This window comes from Mesorhizobium sp. B2-4-6 (genome assembly GCF_006442775.1).
Taxonomy (GTDB): Bacteria; Pseudomonadota; Alphaproteobacteria; order Rhizobiales; family Rhizobiaceae; genus Mesorhizobium.
In genome coordinates this window covers 562,144-581,597 of the sequence record NZ_VFVI01000003.1, presented here as the reverse complement: position 1 = coordinate 581,597, position 19,454 = coordinate 562,144, and the positions used below count along the sequence as shown (strand labels likewise).

At 65.2% G+C, this 19,454-nt stretch carries 15 protein-coding genes; 3 read left to right on the top strand and 12 right to left on the bottom strand.

Annotated elements, in window-relative coordinates:
• Nucleotides 1-13 precede the first annotated feature (13 nt).
• Entirely contained in the window at nt 14-1,591 is a 1,578-nt protein-coding gene (locus FJ957_RS12975) for a WD40 repeat domain-containing protein (protein ID WP_140831841.1), read from the bottom strand.
• 710 nt (nt 1,592-2,301) lie between these two features.
• On the opposite strand from FJ957_RS12975, the gene FJ957_RS12960 reads away from it, so the two are divergent.
• Nucleotides 2,302-2,415, top strand: coding sequence for a putative RiPP precursor (locus FJ957_RS12960; RefSeq protein ID WP_140831840.1), 114 nt, complete (start codon nt 2,302-2,304; stop codon nt 2,413-2,415).
• A gap of 101 nt (nt 2,416-2,516) precedes the next feature.
• Here FJ957_RS12960 and FJ957_RS12955 read toward each other — a convergent pair whose 3' ends face one another.
• The 10 genes from FJ957_RS12955 to FJ957_RS12905 all read right to left on the bottom strand — a co-directional run bounded on the left by FJ957_RS12955 (nt 2,517) and on the right by FJ957_RS12905 (nt 14,969).
• Nucleotides 2,517-3,698 (bottom strand): hypothetical protein, encoded by a 1,182-nt coding sequence (locus FJ957_RS12955; RefSeq protein WP_140831838.1) that lies wholly within the window; start codon nt 3,696-3,698, stop codon nt 2,517-2,519.
• Between the two features lie 428 nt (nt 3,699-4,126).
• A complete protein-coding gene (xth, locus tag FJ957_RS12945) occupies nt 4,127-4,900 on the bottom strand; it encodes an exodeoxyribonuclease III (protein ID WP_140831837.1) in 774 nt (257 codons plus the stop codon).
• Between the two features lie 173 nt (nt 4,901-5,073).
• A complete protein-coding gene (locus tag FJ957_RS12940; RefSeq protein ID WP_140831835.1) occupies nt 5,074-5,727 on the bottom strand; it encodes an alpha/beta family hydrolase in 654 nt (217 codons plus the stop codon).
• Nucleotides 5,728-5,917: 190 nt separating this feature from the next.
• A complete protein-coding gene (locus tag FJ957_RS12935; protein WP_246685830.1) occupies nt 5,918-7,036 on the bottom strand; it encodes a tetratricopeptide repeat protein in 1,119 nt (372 codons plus the stop codon).
• Entirely contained in the window at nt 7,033-7,944 is a 912-nt protein-coding gene (locus FJ957_RS12930; RefSeq protein WP_140831833.1) for a Ku protein, read from the bottom strand. The genes FJ957_RS12935 and FJ957_RS12930 overlap by 4 nt, the downstream gene beginning before the upstream one ends.
• A 407-nt stretch (nt 7,945-8,351) precedes the next feature.
• Nucleotides 8,352-10,841, bottom strand: a complete 2,490-nt coding sequence (gene ligD / locus FJ957_RS12925) for a DNA ligase D (protein ID WP_140831831.1) — start codon at nt 10,839-10,841, stop codon at nt 8,352-8,354.
• Nucleotides 10,842-10,920: 79 nt separating this feature from the next.
• On the bottom strand, nt 10,921-11,145 hold the full coding sequence (locus tag FJ957_RS12920; protein WP_140785038.1) for a hypothetical protein: 225 nt from the start codon (nt 11,143-11,145) through the stop codon (nt 10,921-10,923).
• A 96-nt stretch (nt 11,146-11,241) separates the two neighbouring features.
• On the bottom strand, nt 11,242-12,471 hold the full coding sequence (locus FJ957_RS12915) for a GNAT family N-acetyltransferase (RefSeq protein WP_140831830.1): 1,230 nt from the start codon (nt 12,469-12,471) through the stop codon (nt 11,242-11,244).
• Between the two features lie 9 nt (nt 12,472-12,480).
• Nucleotides 12,481-13,788 (bottom strand): hypothetical protein, encoded by a 1,308-nt coding sequence (locus tag FJ957_RS12910; protein WP_140831828.1) that lies wholly within the window; start codon nt 13,786-13,788, stop codon nt 12,481-12,483.
• Entirely contained in the window at nt 13,785-14,969 is a 1,185-nt protein-coding gene (locus FJ957_RS12905; RefSeq protein ID WP_140831826.1) for a glycosyltransferase family 4 protein, read from the bottom strand. Before FJ957_RS12905 ends, FJ957_RS12910 begins: the two co-directional genes overlap by 4 nt.
• Before the next feature lie 356 nt (nt 14,970-15,325).
• Between FJ957_RS12905 and FJ957_RS12900 the strand changes: the two genes are divergently transcribed.
• Both FJ957_RS12900 and FJ957_RS12895 read left to right on the top strand, forming a co-directional pair.
• A complete protein-coding gene (locus tag FJ957_RS12900) occupies nt 15,326-16,513 on the top strand; it encodes a DUF1972 domain-containing protein (RefSeq protein ID WP_246685829.1) in 1,188 nt (395 codons plus the stop codon).
• The gene (locus tag FJ957_RS12895; protein ID WP_140831823.1) at nt 16,510-17,799 is read left to right on the top strand and encodes a cellulase family glycosylhydrolase; all 1,290 of its coding nucleotides are present in this window, start codon (nt 16,510-16,512) and stop codon (nt 17,797-17,799) included. Before FJ957_RS12900 ends, FJ957_RS12895 begins: the two co-directional genes overlap by 4 nt.
• A 298-nt stretch (nt 17,800-18,097) precedes the next feature.
• Here the strand turns inward: FJ957_RS12895 and FJ957_RS12890 are convergent, their stop codons facing one another.
• A complete protein-coding gene (locus tag FJ957_RS12890) occupies nt 18,098-19,399 on the bottom strand; it encodes a VpsF family polysaccharide biosynthesis protein (protein WP_246685836.1) in 1,302 nt (433 codons plus the stop codon).
• Between the last annotated feature and the right edge of the window lie 55 nt (nt 19,400-19,454).

Below are 19,454 nucleotides of genomic sequence, written 5' to 3'. Positions count from 1 at the left end.
CCAATCGGCAACGCTATTCCGGCGCCCCCGCGAACAGCACCTTGCCATCGCCTCCTGCGGCCGGCCAGTCGCGGATGGTGCGGTCGATGCCGCCGGTCAAAAGCGTGCCGTCGGCGGCGAAGGCGACCGAATACATGGGACCGGTGCCGGGATCGAACTCGGCGATCTCGGCGCCGGTGTCCAAGTTCCAGATACGCGCCGTGCCGTCGAGCGAGACGGAGCCGAGCCGCCTGCCGTCGGCCGACAGGGCCAGCGCGTAGACCGTGCCGGAATGGCCCTCGAAACGTCGCACTTCCTTGAAGCTATCGAGGTCCCAGAGTTTTATCGTGTAGTCGCCGCTGCCGGTCACCGCGTGGTGACCGTCGGCCAGGAAGACCGCGCCATAGGCGCCGCGGTCGTGGCCGTGCCAGCTGCGCAGTTGCTTGCCCGAAACGATATCCCAGAGCTTCAGCTCGCCGTCGATGCTGCCCGTGAGCGCCCTGGTGCCGTCGGGCGAGATGGCGACGGAGCTCACCGACCAGTCGTGGCCCGGCAGCACGTGCAGCACCGCCCCCTTCCCCAGGTCCCAAACCACGACGGAACCGGTGTCGTGACCGCTGACGGCGCGCGTGCCGTCCGGGCTGATCTTCAGTTGCCGGACGGCGCCGTTCGCCCCTGAGGAGAAGACGTGCAGCGCCGCGCCGTCAGACAGCTGCCGCAGCACGATCTCGCCGTCGTCGCCGGCGGTCAGCGCGGTCTTGCCGTCGGGCATGAAAAGCGCGGTGCGTGCCATGTCCTTGTGCTGACCAAGATCGCGGATCAGCCGCTTGCCATCGATGTCCCAGAGCTTGATCATGCGGTCGGTGCTGGCGCTCAAGATCTCGCGGCCGTCGGCAGACACCGCCAGCCAGACGACGGCGTCGCTGTGGCCTTCCAGCGCGGTCGGCTGGGCCGGAAGTGCCGGTGGAGGCGGCGCCTCCGTCTGCGGTGGCGTTGCGGGCGCGAGTGCCGTCTGCTCGGTTGGCTGAACGGGCTGTGCCGGTTGGGCAGGCCGCGGCGCGGACTCGGCCGGCGGCGCGGGTTTCGCGACTTCTTCCTGCGTGGGTGCGGGCGCGGTTGGCTTCGTGCTCGCCTCCGGCATGGTCGGTTTTGTGCTCGCCTCCGGCGTGGTTGGTTTTGTGCTCGCCTCCGGCTCGGGCTTCGGCTCGGATGGCCGAGGCGCCGGCTCCGCCGGCGCGGTGGCGACCTCCTTCGCCGGTTCGCCATCCGGCCGCTGCGTCCGCCACGGGCCGAACTGGTCGGCGACGATGACGAGCAGCGCCAAAAACGGCAAAGCGAGTGCCGCGCGGCGCAGCCGTGGATGGCCGGCCGGCGCGATCTCGGCATCGCGGCCGAACAAGGGGGCGGCCGGATCGTGCCTGGCGGCGCCCGGCAGCAGGCCGGCGAGGAAAAGCAGCCCGGCAAGGACCGAAAGCACGCCGGCCACGCCGAAGACTTCCAAGCGCAACGTCGCCGGCGGCTTGCCGCCCAGCGTCGGATAGAGCTTGGCGAAACAGGCAATGCCGACGATCAGCATCGCCAGCGCCAGCAGCCTGTCGGTCGATCTTTTCATCCACCCCCCGTTCCTCCCGCCTGAATGCGGAAGGCGCATCAGCCATCCTAGCCGAGCTTTCTTGCCAGGCTAAGTGCAAGACATCACACGAGGAAAGATTAATCTGCCTCGGCCTCCAGGCGCGTTCTTCCGCCCAACGACTGCCCGGCTTTTCAACTTTACTCGACCGGCGGACCAATATCCCGCCGACTAGCTTGAGGCGTTGAGGTCTTTCTCTTCGTTGAACGCCGGTCGCGTGAGCAGAAAGCCACACTCCCCAAGAATAAAGAACTCAACCACTCGCATTGGTTGACAGGAAACGCTCTTATGACATTATCCGGCGGGGATTTTCAGGAGAGCCATTAGCATGAAGAAGATTTACGAGAAGCCTATCTTCGTCCGCAAAGGCAAGCTTTCGACAGTCACGGCATTGAACAGCCCTTCCAACCCCCTCCCGGGTTGACCATCGGGAATAGCGATCGGTAGGCCCGACTAGGAAGCAGCTATAGGCGCTGCTCAGGTTGGGGCGAGCGTTTGGAGAGGTTTTTCATGAAGAAGGTCTACGAGAAGCCCAGCCTCATCCGGAAGGGCAGGCTTTCGGCAGTTACGGCGAACGCTCCGGTTTCGACGGACTGATCGGCCTACGATCGAACACGCCTGCATGCAGGCGTGGCATGTTGGACCGACAACTTGTCGGCCGGTTGTTTTGGGTGAATCGAGGACTTCGGAACATGAAGAAAGTCTATGAGAAGCCAACCTTCGCCAGAAAGGGCAAGCTTTCGGCCATCACGGCACTCAACGGCGCCGGTTCAGGTCCCATCAATGGAACCGGGCCGGTGATCTGACCGGTTCTCCCCGCGCTTCTTGATAATACGCGACGGCCGACGCCGGCAATCTCGACTTGACGATCGCACAACTTGATCAGCATCGAGCAATTTCGGCTACTTCAGCGCACCAGCACCAAACCGTCCAGCACTGCTTGCCAATAGTGCTTCGTGGAGATGCGTACGCGCGTCACCGCCTTCAGCATCGGCGCGTAGTGGACCGGAGCCAACGCCGAGAGCGCGATCTCGTCGCTGGCGACCAGTTCGTCATGGAGCCAGCTTTCGACCAATGCGACCTCACCTTCCGAAGCCAGCCATGCGGCGGTGAGCATAATCGAATGAAAGCCGAAGGGTGTCGTGCCGGCAAACTCCGCCGGATGGCCGCTGCTGGTATAGGCGACGCGGCCGCGTGAGAGATTGCCGTTCAGATAGCCCTCGCTGTCCTTGACGTACTGGCTCGTCAGGGCGTTCAGGTTGCGCCAGTCGAGACCGGCATGGCCGCAGGGGATTTTCTGAAAAGGCAGGGTGGTGACAGCGTCGAAGTCGATCGTTTCGAGTGCCGCATCGGCTGCGATCGCGTCCGATCGCAAAAGTCCGAGATCGGCCGGATAGGGCGTAAGCGCCAGGCGACGATCGAGACCCGATCCAGAGATCGTCAGCGTGTCGGCGTCGGAGGAGAGACCGACAAGGAAGTCGCCAGGCTGGAGCGCTCTGGTTTCCAGCACCCTGCCCTTGCCGATGACCCGAAGTGCCGCTTCGGTCACGGTCCTGCCGCGAATGAAGCGTCCTGGCGAGAGACCGACCGCCTTCGGCAAGTCCTCGCCGGCGAGACCTGACGGCGCGCCGGGCATGGTGTCGAGGCGCAGCGACTGATCCTCATTGCCGGTGCTCACGCGCCAGCCTTTCGGCACCGAGACCGAAAACCGGTAGGTTCCGGGCGCGCGCAGGACGGCCCGATGTTTCTTCGCCGACATGACGAAATTGGCGAAGCCGCCATTGTTGGTTCGCACCGCCGCGAGGAACGCGCCCTTTTCGTCATAGGCCCTTACCACAATGCCGGCGATCGGCCGGTCGGCCTGCCCGAACTTGCCGTCGCCGTCGACATCCATGAAGACGAAGGACGAATAGTTGAGCGCTCCGCGGCTACCGCCCCAGCCAGCTCGCGGCGCATAGTCGCCCGCCGGATTGGAGTTGCCGCGCGCCCTGCGGCGCTTGCGGCGCCAGCGCAGCACGATCGCGACGAGGGCTACAGCGCCGGCAAGGACGAGGGCCGAGAGGAGGGCGACGAGGATGGTATCAGCCATTGCGAGGCGGCAACGGCTGGAGACACGTGTTCAAGACCACGAGCATGAAATTTTACCCCCTCCAACTCTTCAGCAGATTAGCGTTGGACATCAACACCGCAAGTCGTTGCTGTGGAAGGCGCATGATTGAGACGCCGGCGGGAACGCCAGCGCTATCGGAACTATTGGACCACGGTTTTACCAGCAGAAGGCTTCCCCAGGTGTCGACGGGCCGCTCTGGTCGAATGCTTGACAGAAACCACTCACTTGAGATCATTTACTGGAGTATTGGAGGGCAACCCATGAAGAAGACTTACGAGAAGCCGGTTTTGATCCGTAGAGGCAAGCTTTCCGCGATTGTGGCGGGCTCGCCTCCGCCCGCTCCGCCCCCGTGATCGGGCATCCAGGATTTGATTCTCAACGATCCTCGCTACGGCGGGGATTTTTTCTCACCCCAACTCCACCCAAACCGGCGCATGATCGCTGGGATTGTCGCCTCCCCGCACGTCGCGGTCGATGCCGGCCGCTTTCAGTTTCCGCGCCAGCTTCTTCGACAGCAATATGTGGTCGAGACGCAGGCCCGCGTCGCGCGGCCAGCGGTTCCGTCGATAATCCCAGAAGGTGTAGAGTTTTTCTTGCCTGGGAAAAACCTTGCGCAGGGCGTCGGTCCAGCCCTGCTCGATCAGCGCGGCAAAGGCGGCGCGGCTTTCGGGCTGCACCAGCGCATTGTCATCATAAGAGCGGGTGGCATAGATGTCGCGCGGCTCTGGCACGATGTTGAAGTCGCCGGCCAGCACCACCGGCAGGCCAGTGTCGAGCAGTTGCTCCGCATGCGCCGCGAAGCGCTCATGCCAGGCGAGCTTGTAGTCGAATTTCGGCCCCGGCCGCGGGTTGCCGTTGGGGGCATAGAGGCAGGCGATGACGACGCCGTCGACCGCCGCCTCGATGTAGCGGGCCTGGCGATCGGCATCGTCGCCGGGCAGCGCATCGCGTGTCAGCACAGGCTCGGCGCCGCGCGCGAGGATCGCCACGCCGTTCCAGGTCGGCTCGCCCTTCCACACCGCGCCATAGCCGGCTTTGGCCAGGCGGGTCAGCGGGAATTGGGTGTCGCGCGCCTTCAACTCCTGCAGGCAGACGACGTCGGGTTCGGCGCGCGCGAGCCAAGCCAGGAGGTTCTCCAGCCTGCTGTTGATGTTGTTGACGTTGAAGGTGGCGAGTTTCATTTTTGAATGCCGAAGGCGCCTCTCGCCTCGTCATCCTCGGGCTTGACCCGAGGATCCATTCCGTTACGTTCGCCGTGGAGCGCGGCGGAGCAAAATCCTGAACCGTTGCAACGCTTTAACGTCACGGCATGGATCCTAGGGTCTGCGCGCGTCGCTTCGCTCCTTGCTTCGCCCTAGGATGACGACCGATGTGGACGTTCCGCCCACGCCTTTGTCGTCTCCGCCACCGTCTTCAGGTGATCCCCCGTCGAAAATCCCGAGATCGCCTTTCGCGGCTTGAGGTCGTGGTCGCCGTCCTCCAGCCAGATCACCTCTATTGCCGAGGAAAGGCCGTAGGTCGCGACTTCCTCCTTGGTGCCGAACTCGTCGCGCGTGCCTTGAAAGATCAGCGTCGGCGTCTTCAGATCAAGGAGATGCTTTGTCCGTAGTTGCTCCGGCCTGCCCGGCGGATGGAACGGATACCCAAGACAAACCAAACCGGCGATCTCGCCCTTGGCGTACATCTCGTCGGCGACCATCGAAGCGACGCGGCCGCCCATCGACTTGCCGCCGATGATCAGCTTGCCGGTCACGCCCTTGGCGCGCAGGTCGAGGATCGCCTTCATATATTCCGGGTTCACCGTCTCGGCGCGCGGCGGCGGCTTGCGGTGACCGTAACGGCGCGCCGCCATGTAGTGGAACTCGAAGCGCGCGACCTGGAAACCGGCCGCTGCGAGCGCCTTGGCGGTGGCGGTCATCGAAGGCGAATCCATCGACGCGCCGGCGCCATGGGCGAGAAGGATGGTGACGGGGGCGATGTCATCGCCGTCGAAGAGGAAAGAGGTCATGGGGTGTGCTTTCGCGCGACGGCGACGCTGCCGAAGGAACTCTGCTGTCGTCGCTTATTGAACGAAAACTCCAGAGGTCGCGGCCGCAAACGGCCGAGAGGCAGGCGGGACAGCGCCCCCCTCTGTCCTGCCGGACATCTTGCACACAAGGGGGGAGGTTGGCTGTCGCGCCGGCCTTCGCTCATCATCCTCACCCCGCCGTGCGCGCCATGTGCAGATCGACGAACTGGATGCCCTTCTGCGCAGTTCGCGCCCATTCAGACTCTGCGTCCAACTCCAGGTACCGTACCCAGAGCCGCCGCGCTTCCGCCAGATTGCCCGCGTCGAACTCCAGCCGCGCCAGGTTGAACACCGGGTCGGCGTAAGTTTTGTCGAGCGCCATCGCCTTCTGCAAATGCCGCCGCGCCGAGGCAACCTTGCCCTCGTCGCTCATCAGCCCGGCAAGATTGAACCAGGCTTCGACGAAGCCCGGATCGAGTTTTATGGTGCGGGCATAATCATGCGCCGCCTCGGCAATCCGGCCGGCGCCGCGCAGGCAATTGGCGCGGTTGAAGGCGGCGATTGCATCCTTGGGATCGATCGCCAGGCAGCGCTGGTAAAGGACCGCGGCATCGTCGTGGCGGCCCCCCTCTTCCGCCATCTCCGCCTCGGCAAAGAGTTCCTCCAGCGTATCGTCTTCCGGGCTGCCGAGGTCGAACAGCAATTGGCCGTCGAGCTCGCTTCGGCCTTCGTCGAGATAGATCGCGTCGGGCCGGCCATGCTGCGAGCCGAGATTGAGCGACTTGGCGGTGAGCGAGGCGACCGGGCCGGAGCGGTGGACAGAGCGCGCAATCGCGCCCCAGGACGCGCCGCTGGCGATCAGGCCGGCATATTTCCTCGCCAGGATCAGGTCGCGGAAGGAATAAGGCTCGGCGTCATGCTCGAACGCGTCGAACAGCGACAGCATGTCGAGATCGCCGCCGGATAGCCGCGACTGATCGATCAGCGATTGCCTGGACAGCGACGAGGCGTCGGGCGCCTTCATCAGCCCAAGCAGGCGCAGGAAACCGTTCTCGCTGACCAGAGCGCGGCCGGCTTCGCGCTCGGCCCTAGCGCGGCGCTCGATCTCGGCATCGCCGACTTTCGTCGCCTTGGCGAGGAGCGTGCGGCCGACGACGACATGAGAGGTGCGGCGGGTGACGCCGCGCCTCAACTCCGCGTGACGGCGCTCGACCTCGCGCGCGGCAAGCCGCAGCGGAAAGGCGGCCAGCGCGCCGACGACGCCGAAGACGGCGCCGGGAACGATCACTGGCCCCGCATTTCCCGTCACTTCTTGCTCTTGCCGACGGCCTTCAACAGGTTCGCCTTCAGCGGGTTCTGAGGCGCGGCGCCGCCGGCGGCCGCCTTCCTGGCGGGTTTTGCGGGCGCTTCCTCGGCCTTGCTCTTCGACTTGGCCGGGGGCTTCGCCTGCTGCGACAGGCTGGCTTTCAGCGCATCCATCAGGTTGATGACATTGCCGCGCTCGGGCGCCGCCGCGATGATCGGCTTGTGCCCTTTGAGCTTCTCGCGGATCATCGCCATCAGCGCCACTTCGTAGCGATCCTCGTAATTCTTCGGATCGAAGTGGGTTTCCTTCTGCTTGATCAGGGCCTCGGCCAGTTGCAGCATTTCCGCGTCGGGCTTCGCATCCGGGATGTTGCCGAAATATTCAGTGGTGCCGCGCACTTCGTTGGGGTTCCTCAACGTGCAGACGAACATGCCGTTCTCGCGCGCGCCTATCGTCACCACGCGCTCGCGGCTGGAAAGCACCAGGCGGGCGATGGCGACCTTGCCGGACTTGCGCATGGCCTCGCGCAGCACCGCGAAGGTTTCCTCGGCCATGGCGCCGTCGGGCGCCAGATAATAGGGCGCGTCCTGGTAGATGACGTCGACCTCGCCCTCGTCGACGAAGGCCTCGATGTTCATCGTGTGATTGGATTCGATCCTCACCGCATCGAGGTCGGCGTCGTCGATGATGATGTACTGCTTGTCCTCATATTCGTAGCCGCGCACCAAATCCGAGCGCTCGACGAGGCCGAGCTCGGGATCGACCGGCTTCATGTTGATGCGGTTGTGGGTCTTCTTGTGCAACTGGTTGAACGAGATGCGCTCGCTCGCGCTGGTGGCCGGATAGAGCCGGACCGGACAGCTGACGAGACTGAGCTTGAGGTAACCTTTCCAACTTGCCCTGGGCGCCATGATGAACTCCTACGCGGCCATGCACTGACACTATGTTGGAGCATGGTCTTGTCCAAAAACCGGTTCCCGCCTTTTTGGTACCATGCTCTTTGCAGCGCTTCGTCCGGAGGACGATTGAGGCTGCGGAAATCCTACACCGACCCTGATTGTACTGCCGAATTCCTGACGAAGTGTTTTCTGGGGCGGGTTGGCATGAGAATAGTTCAAATTGTAGAAAGCGTCGATGGAGAGAGCGCCGCCCTTTTCCTCGCCCCGCGAAGGCGGGGAGACGTGGCTCGGCGAAGCCGAGACGGAGAGGGGAAATGGCGCAGAGCTGAATATCGTTTGGCGCCTTGACCACATACGCTGGCGCCGCCCCGCTCTCCGGCCGCGGCGCGGCCGCCTCTCCCACTTTATGGGAGGAGGAACTAGCGCTCCACCACCGGCAAATCCCTGGCCGCCTCATCGATCTCCGCCCAGGGATCGCCGGACGTCTCCAGCAGCCCCGGCAGCGAGGCGTAGTTCAGGTCCTCCGGCGCGTCGATCGTCTCCAGGTCGGTCCAGCTTACCGGCGTCGAGGCCGGCAGGTTGGTGCGGGCGCGCAGCGAATAAGGCGCGGCGAACGTATGGCCGCGGGCGTTGCGGTGGAAGTCGATGAAGATGCGTTTCTTGCGGTTTTCCTTGCCCATCGTGGTGGTGAAGGTGTCGGGCGCGCTCGCGGCCAGCAAAGTCGAAATGGCGCTGCTCACCTGGTGCAGTTTCCTCCAGTTCTGCTTTCTGGTCACCGGCACGGTTATGTGGATGCCCTTGCCGCCGGAGGTCTTGGCGAATGGCACTAGGCCGAGGCTCTCCAGCCCGCCCTTGATGTGGACCGCCGCCTCCACCACCTCGCGCCAGGAAATCCCCTCGCCCGGATCGAGGTCGAAGACGATCTGGTCGGGCTTGTCGAGTTTTGTGCGATGCGTGCCCCAGGTGTGGAACTCGACGACGCCGAATTGTGCCAGCGCCAGATAGCCCTTGGCGTCCTCGACTGAGAGGTAGGTTTTCGTCTCGCCTTCCGAATTGGTGCTCTCGAACACCGCCACCGAAGGCGGCATGCCGGTGAAGGCGTGGCGCTGGAAGAAGCAATCTTGCGGCCGCCCTGTCGGGCAGCGCACCAGCGACACCGGACGGCCAGTGATGTGCGGCAGCATGAAATCGCCGACCAGCGCGTAATAGACGGCGATGTCGAGCTTGGTCGGCCCGGTCTTGCCGAACAGTCGGCGCTCCGGATTGGTGACCCAGATCGTGGCGAGGTCGGATTCGGCGATCAGGCGCTTGCGCTTGACAGCAATAGGGGTGGTCAGCCCGCCGACATCGCGCAGACCGCGGAAGACGCCGTGGCGGATCGCATTGTCGGCGGTGCGGTTCGAATAGCGGATGCGGGCCGACAGCAGCGGCTTCACCCAGTGCATCTCGCGCATGATCTCGCGCGGCGCGCCTTCGGGGGGACTGGCGCCGGCGGTCAGCCGTTCCAGCCGGGCGAGCAGCTCCCGCGCCATCTCGCTGTCGAAGCCGGTGCCTACCTTGCCGCGATAGTGCAATTCGCCCTCGACGAACTCCGCCATGCCGAGCGCCGCCAGACCTTCCGCACGGTCGGAGACGGTGTAGCCGGCGATGACGAAATCGTCCGTCTTCTGCGCTTTCACCTTGGTCCAGCTTTTGGTGCGGCCGCTCTGGTAGATGGCGTCGGCGCGCTTGGAGACGACGCCTTCCAGACCAAGGTCAGAGGCCTGGTCGTAGAGCCGCTGCCCGTCGCCCTCGACATGGTCGCTGTACTGGATGGCGGCGTTGGCGGCGTGGCCTGCGAGCAGTTCGGCGAGCAAGGCCTTGCGCTTTTTGAGTGGGGCCTTGCGCAGGTCCCAGCCGTCGAGGTGAAGCAGGTCGAAAGCGTAGAAATGCAGCTTGGAGCCGGCGCCTTCGGCCAGCGCGTCCTGCAGCAGCGCGAAGCGCGAGATGCCCTTATCGTCGAGCACCATGATCTCGCCGTCGATGATCGCCTGTTGGACCGGCAGGCGCGAAAAAGCCTGCGGAAGATCGCCATAGCGCTTGGTCCAGTCGATGCCCGCGCGGGTCATCAATCTCACCGTTCCATCGACCACATGCGCTATCGTGCGGTAGCCGTCGAACTTGAGCTCGTGCAGCCAGAGCTCGCCGGTGCGCCCGGCGGGATCATCCCCGCCCGGCGGTTTCGGCACCTGCGTGGCGAGCTGCGGCTCGACGCGGCTTGGCGGATCGCCTCTCACAGCGCCGGGCAGCGCGCCGGGCTTCAACGAACCGGCTTTCGGCGGCAAGCGCGGCGGTTTCTTCACGGCGACCAGTTCCTCGATGCGCCGCCCCGATTTCACGCTTTCCGGCCGCGCTTCGAGGATGTCGAGCTTGGGATCGGCAGCAAGATCGCGCTCCTTGAAGAGCAGCCAGTTTTTCTTGTTCTCATCCTCGCCGGGCTTGGGCTTCAGCCGCGTCAGCATCCAGCCGCCATTGAGCTTCTCGCCGGCAAGGCGGAACTTGAAAGCGCCGGTCTTGAGGCTCTTCGCGACATCTTCCATCGGCGCCCAGGTACCGGTGTCCCAGACGATCATCGGGCCGCCGCCATATTCGCCTTCGGGGATGACGCCCTCGAAGTCGATATATTCGATCGGATGGTCCTCGGTCTCGACGGCGAGACGCTTGTCGGCCGGGTTGAGCGAAGGACCGCGCGGGACGGCCCAGCTTTTGAGCACGCCGCCGACTTCCAGGCGCAGGTCATAGTGGTCGGCTGTGGCGTGGTGCTTATGGAGGACGAAGCGGTTGCCCTCTCCGCCCGCGAGGCTGCCCGCCGGCTCGGGCGTGCGGGAGAATTCGCGCTTGGCGCGGTAGGGTTTGAGGTTGGCGGCCATGGGTCAGGCGCTGAAGGGCGGAATGGAATGCGGCGAAGGCCGAGTTCCCGCCAACCTTGCCGTCGTCATGTGCGGGTGCTCAATCGTCAATCGCAGGCGTCAATTCCAGCTCGGCCGGCGTCAGCCCTTGCCGCAATTGGCTCAGCCGGAACTCGTCGACCCAGTAAGCCTCGCCGTCGACCAGCACGCGGGCGCTGTAGGAACCGCCGGAAAAACGCTGCGCGGTGACGTAAACCTTGTGGCGGTCGAGCGCGGTCTTCACCGCGGCGCGGCGGGACTTTTCTCTGGCGACAGGACTGACCATGGCCTCACTCGAACACGCCGCCGCTGGAGATGCGGCTGCCCATAAGCATGGCGGAGAGCGGAATATGAGTCAATTTGCCAGGCGGCAGGCGGCCGTTCACCGTCCCGCCCGCAGTCGCCGCCAGCGCTGCATGAACTCCTGCGCGACCTTGAACAGGCGCGGGTTGTCACGCACGAAAGCCACGCCCCGGCCGCGGTATTTGATGGCCTCGCTCGCCGCCACGCCCTTCAGTGTGATGCCGTAGCAAAGTTCGGACAGAACCGACTTCACCGCGCCCATATGTTCCTTGTAGCTCTGGTTGCCGACCGACAGGTCGAAATAGTCGAAGCCGGCGCCGCGCCCCCATCGGATCAGCTCGCCCATGATGCAAAGCCCGGGCGAAACATTGGGCACCGCACCCTGGTCGATCGCGATCAGAAGCGCATGCAAGGTGCCCAGATGGCCCGCCAGGTACTGGACCGCGACCACGACGTCGCCGGCGCGCAGGCCGAAAATCCGCACCGAACCGTCCGTCAGGCCGCGATGCGCGGCGTCGCGGTAGAAATCGACCACCGGCGGCTGCGCCAGCAGATCGAAGCGGCCGAGCTCGCGAAAACGGCTGAGCCGCATCTCGACCAGCTTGCCGAAGATGGAGTCCACCAGGGCCGGCGTGTCGGCCTCGACCAGGGCCAGGCCGCCATTGCGATCGAGCCGGCGCAAGTCCTTGTTGAGCGCCTTGACGAAGGACGGTCGGCAGATGCGCTTGACGACGGTTTCGGCGTCGCCGTCCATGGCGATGCCGTAGTGCGAGTGGATGGAATCGCGCGCCGGCGCAAGCAGCGCCAGGGGATTGGCGACGCCGCCGACCTCCTTCGGAATACCGACGATGTGGATGCGGTCGGCCGGCGGCAGCACGGAAAGCACTGCCGTCCAGGCAGCCTCGGCGGATTGCCTGGTCCAGGGCGTCGCGTCGGCGAGCAAAGGCGCGGAATAGTCGCACACTCCGCAGCTCAGCCACTCGATCACCCAGTGGTGGAATGCGCGGCGCCGCATCAGCGGCACAAGCATCCTCGGTTCGCCCGTGCCGGCGTCCCTCACCTCGACGATGGCGAGGTCGGCGTTTTGCGGCATGAGCCCTTCGACGATCCCTTCGGCCCAGGCGAAATGCTGGTGGCCGGTGCACACGCCCTCTGTCTCGAGACGCAGCCAGAGCGGTTTGACCGCTTCGAGGCTGGTGTGCAGTTGCGCCACGTAAGCGCCGCTGGCGGCGCCCGCGGCGTGCGGTGCGGCCTCGTCGTCGGCCAAGCCGGTCGTCATTGCGGCCATCGGCATTGCCTGGCTTGCCACATCATTCTCCTATCGTCTCTGCACTGCCAGCGTGGCCGCGCGGCGCCAGGCGCCGAACACGCTGGGACGCTGCTCGTTCGGGTGCTTGGAGTTCCACATACGGTGAGCAGCGAAATACCATGAGGCCACGAGCACGAAGGTCTCGGAGACCGCGGCGCCCGCCAGCGACCATGTCGACGGCGCGATGGCCAGCAGAGTCCCGATCGTCGCCAGCCCGACGATCGCGCCGGCCATGGTGATGAAGGCGACGATGCGGAAATCGCCGAGGATCTCGAGGACCACGCGCGGCATGATATAGGCCATGATCGGCACATAGTTGGCGATGGCGAAAAGCCCGATCAGCCCAACCGAGGCGTGCTGCAGGGCCTGGGATTTGATCATCGGCAAGATGAACAGGATGCCGCAACCATAGGCCAGGCTGCCAAGCCCCATGACGAGCGCCCAGATCTTGGCCTGCGTCCACACGCGGTCGAACTCCTTGTTGCGCACCAGCTTTGCGAGTTCCGGCTGCGTCATGTTCGAGAAGGCAAGGCTGGAGATGCGCAGCGGCGCAAACAGCACCAGCACCGCCGCCAGCGGCGCGTAAGCCGCGGGTCCGGCGATGCCGGCGACCAGCAGGGCCAGGCATTGCCCCTGGATGTTGGTGGTGGTGGCGCTGAACCCCGACCAGCAAAGCTGCGGCCAGAGCCTTGCATAACGCCGCAAGGTCGGGGCGCGGAAGGAGATACGCAGCCTGCGGCGCGCCAGCCTGACCAGCACGGCGATGCCGACCAAATTGGCCGCGGCAAGCGCGTAGAAGGTGGCCTGAAGCGCGTCCGCGAAGAACCAGATCGCCGCTCCTGCGAGCACTATGCCCGCGATCGTGAACACGGCGTCGCTGATGGAGACGACGAGCTGCATGCGGCGCGCGAAGAAGGCGGTGCGCATATGACTGCGCAGCGACCAGGCCCCGACGAAGCAGGCGGCGCCGATGCCGCTCGGGTCGCCCAGGAAACTCATCAGCAGCCCGGTGCCCAATCCCATCAGCAGCGCCACCACCAGCGCCGCCGATCCGAAGGTCACGTCGTAGGCGTCGACGCCGGCGCTGTTGGCGCTTTTGCTCATCCATACTGTGGCGGGAACGGCGGTGAGCGAGCGGATATAGGACAAGCCGACGCCGCCCATCACCATGGCCAGTGCGAAGAGCCCGTAACCTTCGGCCGACAAAAGATGCAGCAGCGCGATGTTGAGGGCGAAATGGAAGCCGCTCTGCATCGCCTCGCCGCCGATCATCAGCATGAGACGCCGCACCAGATGGGCCGGGAAGGTGAACTTCACGGGCTCGTCTCCGCTTCGCGGGCGACACGCGCCCGCCCCTGCCACGGCGGCGTCGCCTTAAGCTTGTCGGCCGCGATCGCCACGATCGCGGCCGCGGCGATCGGCTCGCTGAAGACCGCCTCGTAGCGCGCGCGACCGGCGGCGGCGAAGTCGCGCCACAGATCGGGCCGCAGGATAATCTCGCCGAGCTTGCCGGCAAGGGCGGCCGCGTTGCCCGGCGGCACATGCCAGCCGGTCTCGCCATCGGCCACCACTTCCACCAGCCCGCCGATCGCCGACACCAGCGGCGGCCGTCCCCAGCCCATCGCCTCGATGGCGACGCGGCCGAGCGATTCCGGGCGGCGCGACGGCACCGCGACGATGTCGGCCCAGCGATAATGGTCGGCGGGGTCGGAGACGAAGGGCAGCACCTCGACATGCCCGGTCAGCCCCATGCGCCCGACCAGGTCAGCCAACGCCTGCTCGCGTTCGACGCTTTCGAAGGCGCCGCCGACAAGGCGGACCTCGACGCGATCATGCAATTCGGTGGGGAGCGAGGCGACGGCATCAAGCAGCACTTCCTGCCCCTTGATACGGTTGACGCGGCCAAGCAGCAGGACCTTGAGCGGGCGGCTGCCATCATAGGTCATCGGCAGGGCCGCGGCGGGACCGGCAACGCCGTTGTAGACGACATGCGTACGCCGCCCCTTGGCATCGAGGGCCGGCGGATCGCCGAAGGTGGCGCGCGTTGCGCGCGAGTTGAAGATGATATCCGCTTTGCTCCAGCGCATCAGCGCGACAAGCACCTTGCGCAGGACGCCCTCGGGGATTTCGTGGATATGCAGCAGCGACTTGCGCGGCAGAAGCCGCGCGGCCAGCGCATAGTCGGCGATGATCGAGGTGTTGATATAGGTCAGGTCATTGTCGCGCATGCGCCGCCAGGCGCGCCAGAGCGCCGCCGGCAGCCGCGCCATCTCAACGGTGGCGAGCTTGAGCATCGCCTGGCGCCGGAGCACCCAGAGCGGTTCGAACACGATGCGGCTGGCATGCGGCTTGAGGATATCGACGATCGGCCCCTCGCGCGGCAGCACGACCTCGATCTCGGCGGCCGGAAACGCGGCGCGCAGCGCAGCCACGCTCTCCGCGAAGCTGCGGTCCGAACCATAGAGCTCGTAGCCCTGATGAACACAGGCTATGCGCATTGCTAACTTTCCACCTTGCACCCCGGGGTCCGCGCAGCACCGGACCCTTCAAGCGCGGAAGGAACTTCATGCCAAATCCGCACGCCGCTCTACCCAGCGGTGGCCACTTCAGGCCTGGAAGCAAGGATCATGCCGGGTCCCGAATGCCCGGTTGCGACCCAGGAACCCCGGCCGTGCCCCGTATCGATACAGATACGTGGCGAAAGTTGACCGATAATGAAGCAACGCATGCAGCTTGAAGAGAAATTTTACACCTTCATGTGAATATTCGCCCTGGGGGTACCCTGGCACGGAAGTTGCTGGGCGTGTCATTGACTTAACAACAACCATGACCGGACCCCGGGGAATCCTTTATTTTGAAACCGGAACGACCTTCCATCCTGATCGAAAAGCCTTCGATCCTGATCCTGGGGACGCGCGGCATTCCGGCTTCTCACGGCGGCTTCGAAACCTTCGCCGAGCGGCTGGCGCTTTTCCTGGCCGGACGCGGCTGGAAGGTCGGCGTCTACTGCCAGAAGGAGGTCGAGCGCGTCGGGCAAAGAGTGACGAGCGAGACCTGGCGCGGCATCGAGCTCATCACCATCGAGGTCGCCTCCAAGGGTCCGCGCGCGACACTGGAATTCGACTGGCAATGCGTGCTCAACGCCGCCAGGCGGCCGGGCGTGTGCCTGGTGCTCGGCTACAACAGCGCGGTGTTCCTGACCTGGCTCAGGCTCATGCGGCGCAAGATCATCACCAATATGGACGGCATCGAGTGGCGGCGGCCGAAATGGGGGCCGGCGGCGCGCAGCTGGTTCTGGCTCAACGAATGGATCGGCGCCTGGCTCTCGCACCGGCTCGTCGCGGATCACCCGGCGATCGCCGACCATCTGGCGACACGGCGGCCGCGCGGCGCGATCGCCACGATCGCCTATGGCGCGGACCCCGTGACCTCGGCGCCGGAGGAACCCATTCGCGCGCTCGGGCTCGAGCCCGGCAAATATCTGGTCTCGATCGCGCGGATCGAACCCGACAACAATATCCTGCCGATCATCGAAGCCTTCCGCCGCCGCGATCGCGGCGGCATGAAGCTGGTGGTGCTCGGCACGCTCAATGACGACATTCCTTACCACCGCGCCGTGCGCGAAGCGGCAGGTCCCATGGTGATGCTGCCGGGTGCGATCTACGAGCAGGCGGTGGTGAAGGCGCTGCGCTATCATGCGCGCGCCTATATGCACGGCCACACTGTGGGCGGCACCAACCCCTCGCTGGTCGAGGCGCTGGCCGCCGGCAACATGGTGATCGCGCATGACAACCGCTACAACCGCTGGGTCGCCGGCGATGCGGCGATCTATTTCAGCGACACCGAGAGCCTGAGCCAACGGATCGACGAGGCACTGGCCGACGATGCGTTGGCGGCACGCTGCGGCAAGGCGGCGCGGACCCGCGCCCGGGAGGCCTTCCGCTGGGAAGACGTGCTTAACGCCTATGAGAAGGAAGCGCTGCGGCAGCTCGGCGTTGCCACCGCCGCGCCGGCGAAAGCCGACCGCGCCAAGCACGCATGACTGGCCCACACACGGCCGGCTGGTCGCGCCGCCGTATCCTCGGCGCGGCACTGGCCGCGGCAACGGCGCCACTGGCGACAGCGGTCTCGCCACTCTCATATTCGGCGCAGGCCGCAACCGGCGCATGGCCTTTCAGGCGCGGCGTCAACACCTGGCCGTGGTTTGCGCTGACGCGCGAATTTCCCGCGCCCCGCACCGACTATGACTGGCCGCCCTTCCAATCGCAGCGGCCGGTGCCGACACCGGCCGACCTTGCCCGGCTACGCGCCAGCGGCCTCGATTTCATCCGCCTGCCCGTCGATCCGGGCCCGTTCCTTGCAGCCGATGCGGGCCAGCGCGCCGATCTCATGGCAATGCTGAGCGCGGCGGTCGAGGCGGCCGTCGCCGCCGATCTCGGCGTCATCGTCAACGTTCAAGCCAATGGCGCCACGCATTACTGGAATCCCGACCGCATGTACTCCAGCACCAGCGCGCCTGAGTTTGCGCGCTACCAGGTCTTCGTCGGCGAGGTCGCCGGCATGCTCGAAGGCATGGCGCGCGGCAGGGTCGCGCTGGAGCCGGTCAACGAACCGCCGCAGGACTGTTCTTCCGATGTCTGGCCCAAGGTTCAGGCCGTGCTGCTGACCGCCGCGCGGGGCTCGACGCGAAAGCTGCCGCTGCTCACCACCGGCGGCTGCGGCTCTATGGTGCGCGGACTTACCGCGCTCGATCCGGCGCCGCTGGCGGAATTCGAGCCGATCCTGTTCACCTTTCACTTCTACGAGCCCTATCTGTTCAGCCATCAGGGCGCGCCATGGATGCGCGAGCCGGTGTACCGGGCGCTGAACAATGTGCCGTGGCCAGCCTCGGCCGGGACGTTGGAACAGACGTTGGCCTCGGTCAGGGCAAGGATGGTTGCGGATCCGGAGAGGTCCGACGAAGCCAAGAGGGCCGCTTATGCCGAGACCGAGAAGGTGCTCAAAGTCTATTTCGACGCGCAGCCCGACCGCCGCTTCATCGACGGCTATCTCAAACAGGTAAGCGACTGGGCGGTCAGAAACGGCATCGCGCCTGAGCGCATCATCATGGGCGAGTTCGGCGCGTTGCGCACCGATGCCCGATACTTCGCAGCGCCCAGTGCCGACCGTGCCCGCTACATCGCCGATGTCCGGCAAGGCGCCGAAGCCGCCGGCTTCCCCTGGGCATTCTGGGACCTGTTCGACGGCATGGGCATGATGGACGACACCACGCGCTCGCTCGACCCGGCGATGGTCGAAGCGCTCGGGCTGACGATGCCTGCGGAGTGAACGCCCCGGAACAGGCGCCCAGCGGTCATTCGAAATACTCGATAATGATCACGTACCCAGCCAAGCGCGCAGCCTGACATCCTCAACGAAGTCCCTGTTGATCACCTCGCGCTCTGGCTGCCGGATAACGTTCAGTACCCGGCCGCCAGTGTCGGCTATCTCGTTGAGTTTTGGATGCAGAACTGACGCGTCATCGGCACATGTTTCTACCGCATCGCGGCTTTCAGGCCCACATTGACGCCGTGACCAGGAGGCTTCGCTATGACCTCGCAAACAAGCGCGGTCGTCATTCTAGGGTCTACGCACGTCGCTTCGCTCCTTGCTCCGCACTGGAATGACGAAGGGAAAGGTTGGCTGCTCCCGGCCTCGCCGGCCGATAAAGCGCCAGCGCCATCACCACGAATTTGGTCATCAGCGTCGTCTTGGAGGCGATGCTTTCGGAGGTGTTGAGCAGGATGAGCCAGCCCAGCATCGGCAGCCAGATGCCGGGGTGGCAGCGGCGCGCGACCTCGTGCATGAACAGCGCGAAGCCGAAGAAGATCAGAAGCGTGAAGAACGCCCCCTGGTAGAGCGTCAGACGCAGGACCGGGTTCTCGATGCCCTGCTCCAGGCCGCTGATGCGGCGCATGCTGTCGAGCAGGTCGACATCGGGTCCGACGATCAGGTCGCGCAGTTCCAGATGCCTGAAGAGATCGAACATCTCGACGCGGGCATTGGCGCTGCCGCTGTCGGAGACGAAACGTTCGAGCAGTGCGTCGAAGAAGCCGTAATAACCGGCGAGCGCGAGCGCCAGCGGCAGCAGCGCGGCGAGCATGATCACCAGCGCAGCGCCCAGAAGGTTGACGCGTCCGGTCGTGAGCTGCGCCACGCCGCGGATGAGCAAATAGACGCCGCCGAGCAGGATCGTCAGGACCATTCCAGAGCGGCCGCCGAAGACGACCAGCGCGCAGAACTGCAGGCCGACGAGCGCCAGCCTTAGCGGCGTCGACAGGGAACGCGAGCCGGACAGCAGCGACAGCACATAGATGGAGGTGACCGTGGCATTGGAGAGCGGATGCCCCTGCAACGCCGTCGAGCGCAGATCGTTGACGAACACCGCGCCGTCGAACCGATATGGGAACACGAGATGCTTGGTGCCGAACTCGAACAACGCCAGCAGCGCGTTCACGGTCATGACGACATGGATGACGGTCTGCAGCCGGGCAAAGGTCTTCTCGTCATTCTCGCTGAGCAGCAGCACGAGCAGCGCCGGCGCGACGAACGTGTCGATCATGCCGGCCATGCCGGGGCGCTGCCTGAGGATGACGACGAAGAGAAGCACCGTCGAGATCACCGCCATCAGCGTCGTGGCCGGCCGCTTGTTGGCGACGTAGACGGCATAACCGACCGGATTGCCGAAGGTGCAGGAGCGCCAGACGAAGACGAGCACGAAGAGATAGGTAGACGGGTGGATCTTGCTCAGCGGACTGCCCTGCAGGCCGTCGTAATTGTAACCGGCGAGCCACAGCATGCCGCCGGAGACGGAAAACAGAAGCAGCACCGCGGCGGTGATGCCGGGACGGGTCAGCGTGTCGACTGGGATAGTGCGCGGGCCGGCCATGCCGTAGCCCGAAGCAGGAACAGGCCGGGCGGAACCAGCCACGATCGAAGCCATG

Bases quoted from the DNA above. Each gene is read 5' to 3' on its own strand.
- FJ957_RS12975 (WP_140831841.1), bottom strand. From the start codon at position 1,591: ATGAAAAGATCGACCGACAGGCTGCTGGCGCTGGCGATGCTGATCGTC.
- FJ957_RS12960 (WP_140831840.1), top strand. From the start codon at position 2,302: ATGAAGAAAGTCTATGAGAAGCCAACCTTCGCCAGAAAGGGCAAGCTT.
- FJ957_RS12955 (WP_140831838.1), bottom strand. From the start codon at position 3,698: ATGGCTGATACCATCCTCGTCGCCCTCCTCTCGGCCCTCGTCCTTGCC.
- xth (WP_140831837.1), bottom strand. From the start codon at position 4,900: ATGAAACTCGCCACCTTCAACGTCAACAACATCAACAGCAGGCTGGAG.
- FJ957_RS12940 (WP_140831835.1), bottom strand. From the start codon at position 5,727: ATGACCTCTTTCCTCTTCGACGGCGATGACATCGCCCCCGTCACCATC.
- FJ957_RS12930 (WP_140831833.1), bottom strand. From the start codon at position 7,944: ATGGCGCCCAGGGCAAGTTGGAAAGGTTACCTCAAGCTCAGTCTCGTC.
- ligD (WP_140831831.1), bottom strand. From the start codon at position 10,841: ATGGCCGCCAACCTCAAACCCTACCGCGCCAAGCGCGAATTCTCCCGC.
- FJ957_RS12920 (WP_140785038.1), bottom strand. From the start codon at position 11,145: ATGGTCAGTCCTGTCGCCAGAGAAAAGTCCCGCCGCGCCGCGGTGAAG.
- FJ957_RS12905 (WP_140831826.1), bottom strand. From the start codon at position 14,969: ATGCGCATAGCCTGTGTTCATCAGGGCTACGAGCTCTATGGTTCGGAC.
- FJ957_RS12895 (WP_140831823.1), top strand. From the start codon at position 16,510: ATGACTGGCCCACACACGGCCGGCTGGTCGCGCCGCCGTATCCTCGGC.
- FJ957_RS12890 (WP_246685836.1), bottom strand. From the start codon at position 19,399: ATGGCCGGCCCGCGCACTATCCCAGTCGACACGCTGACCCGTCCCGGC.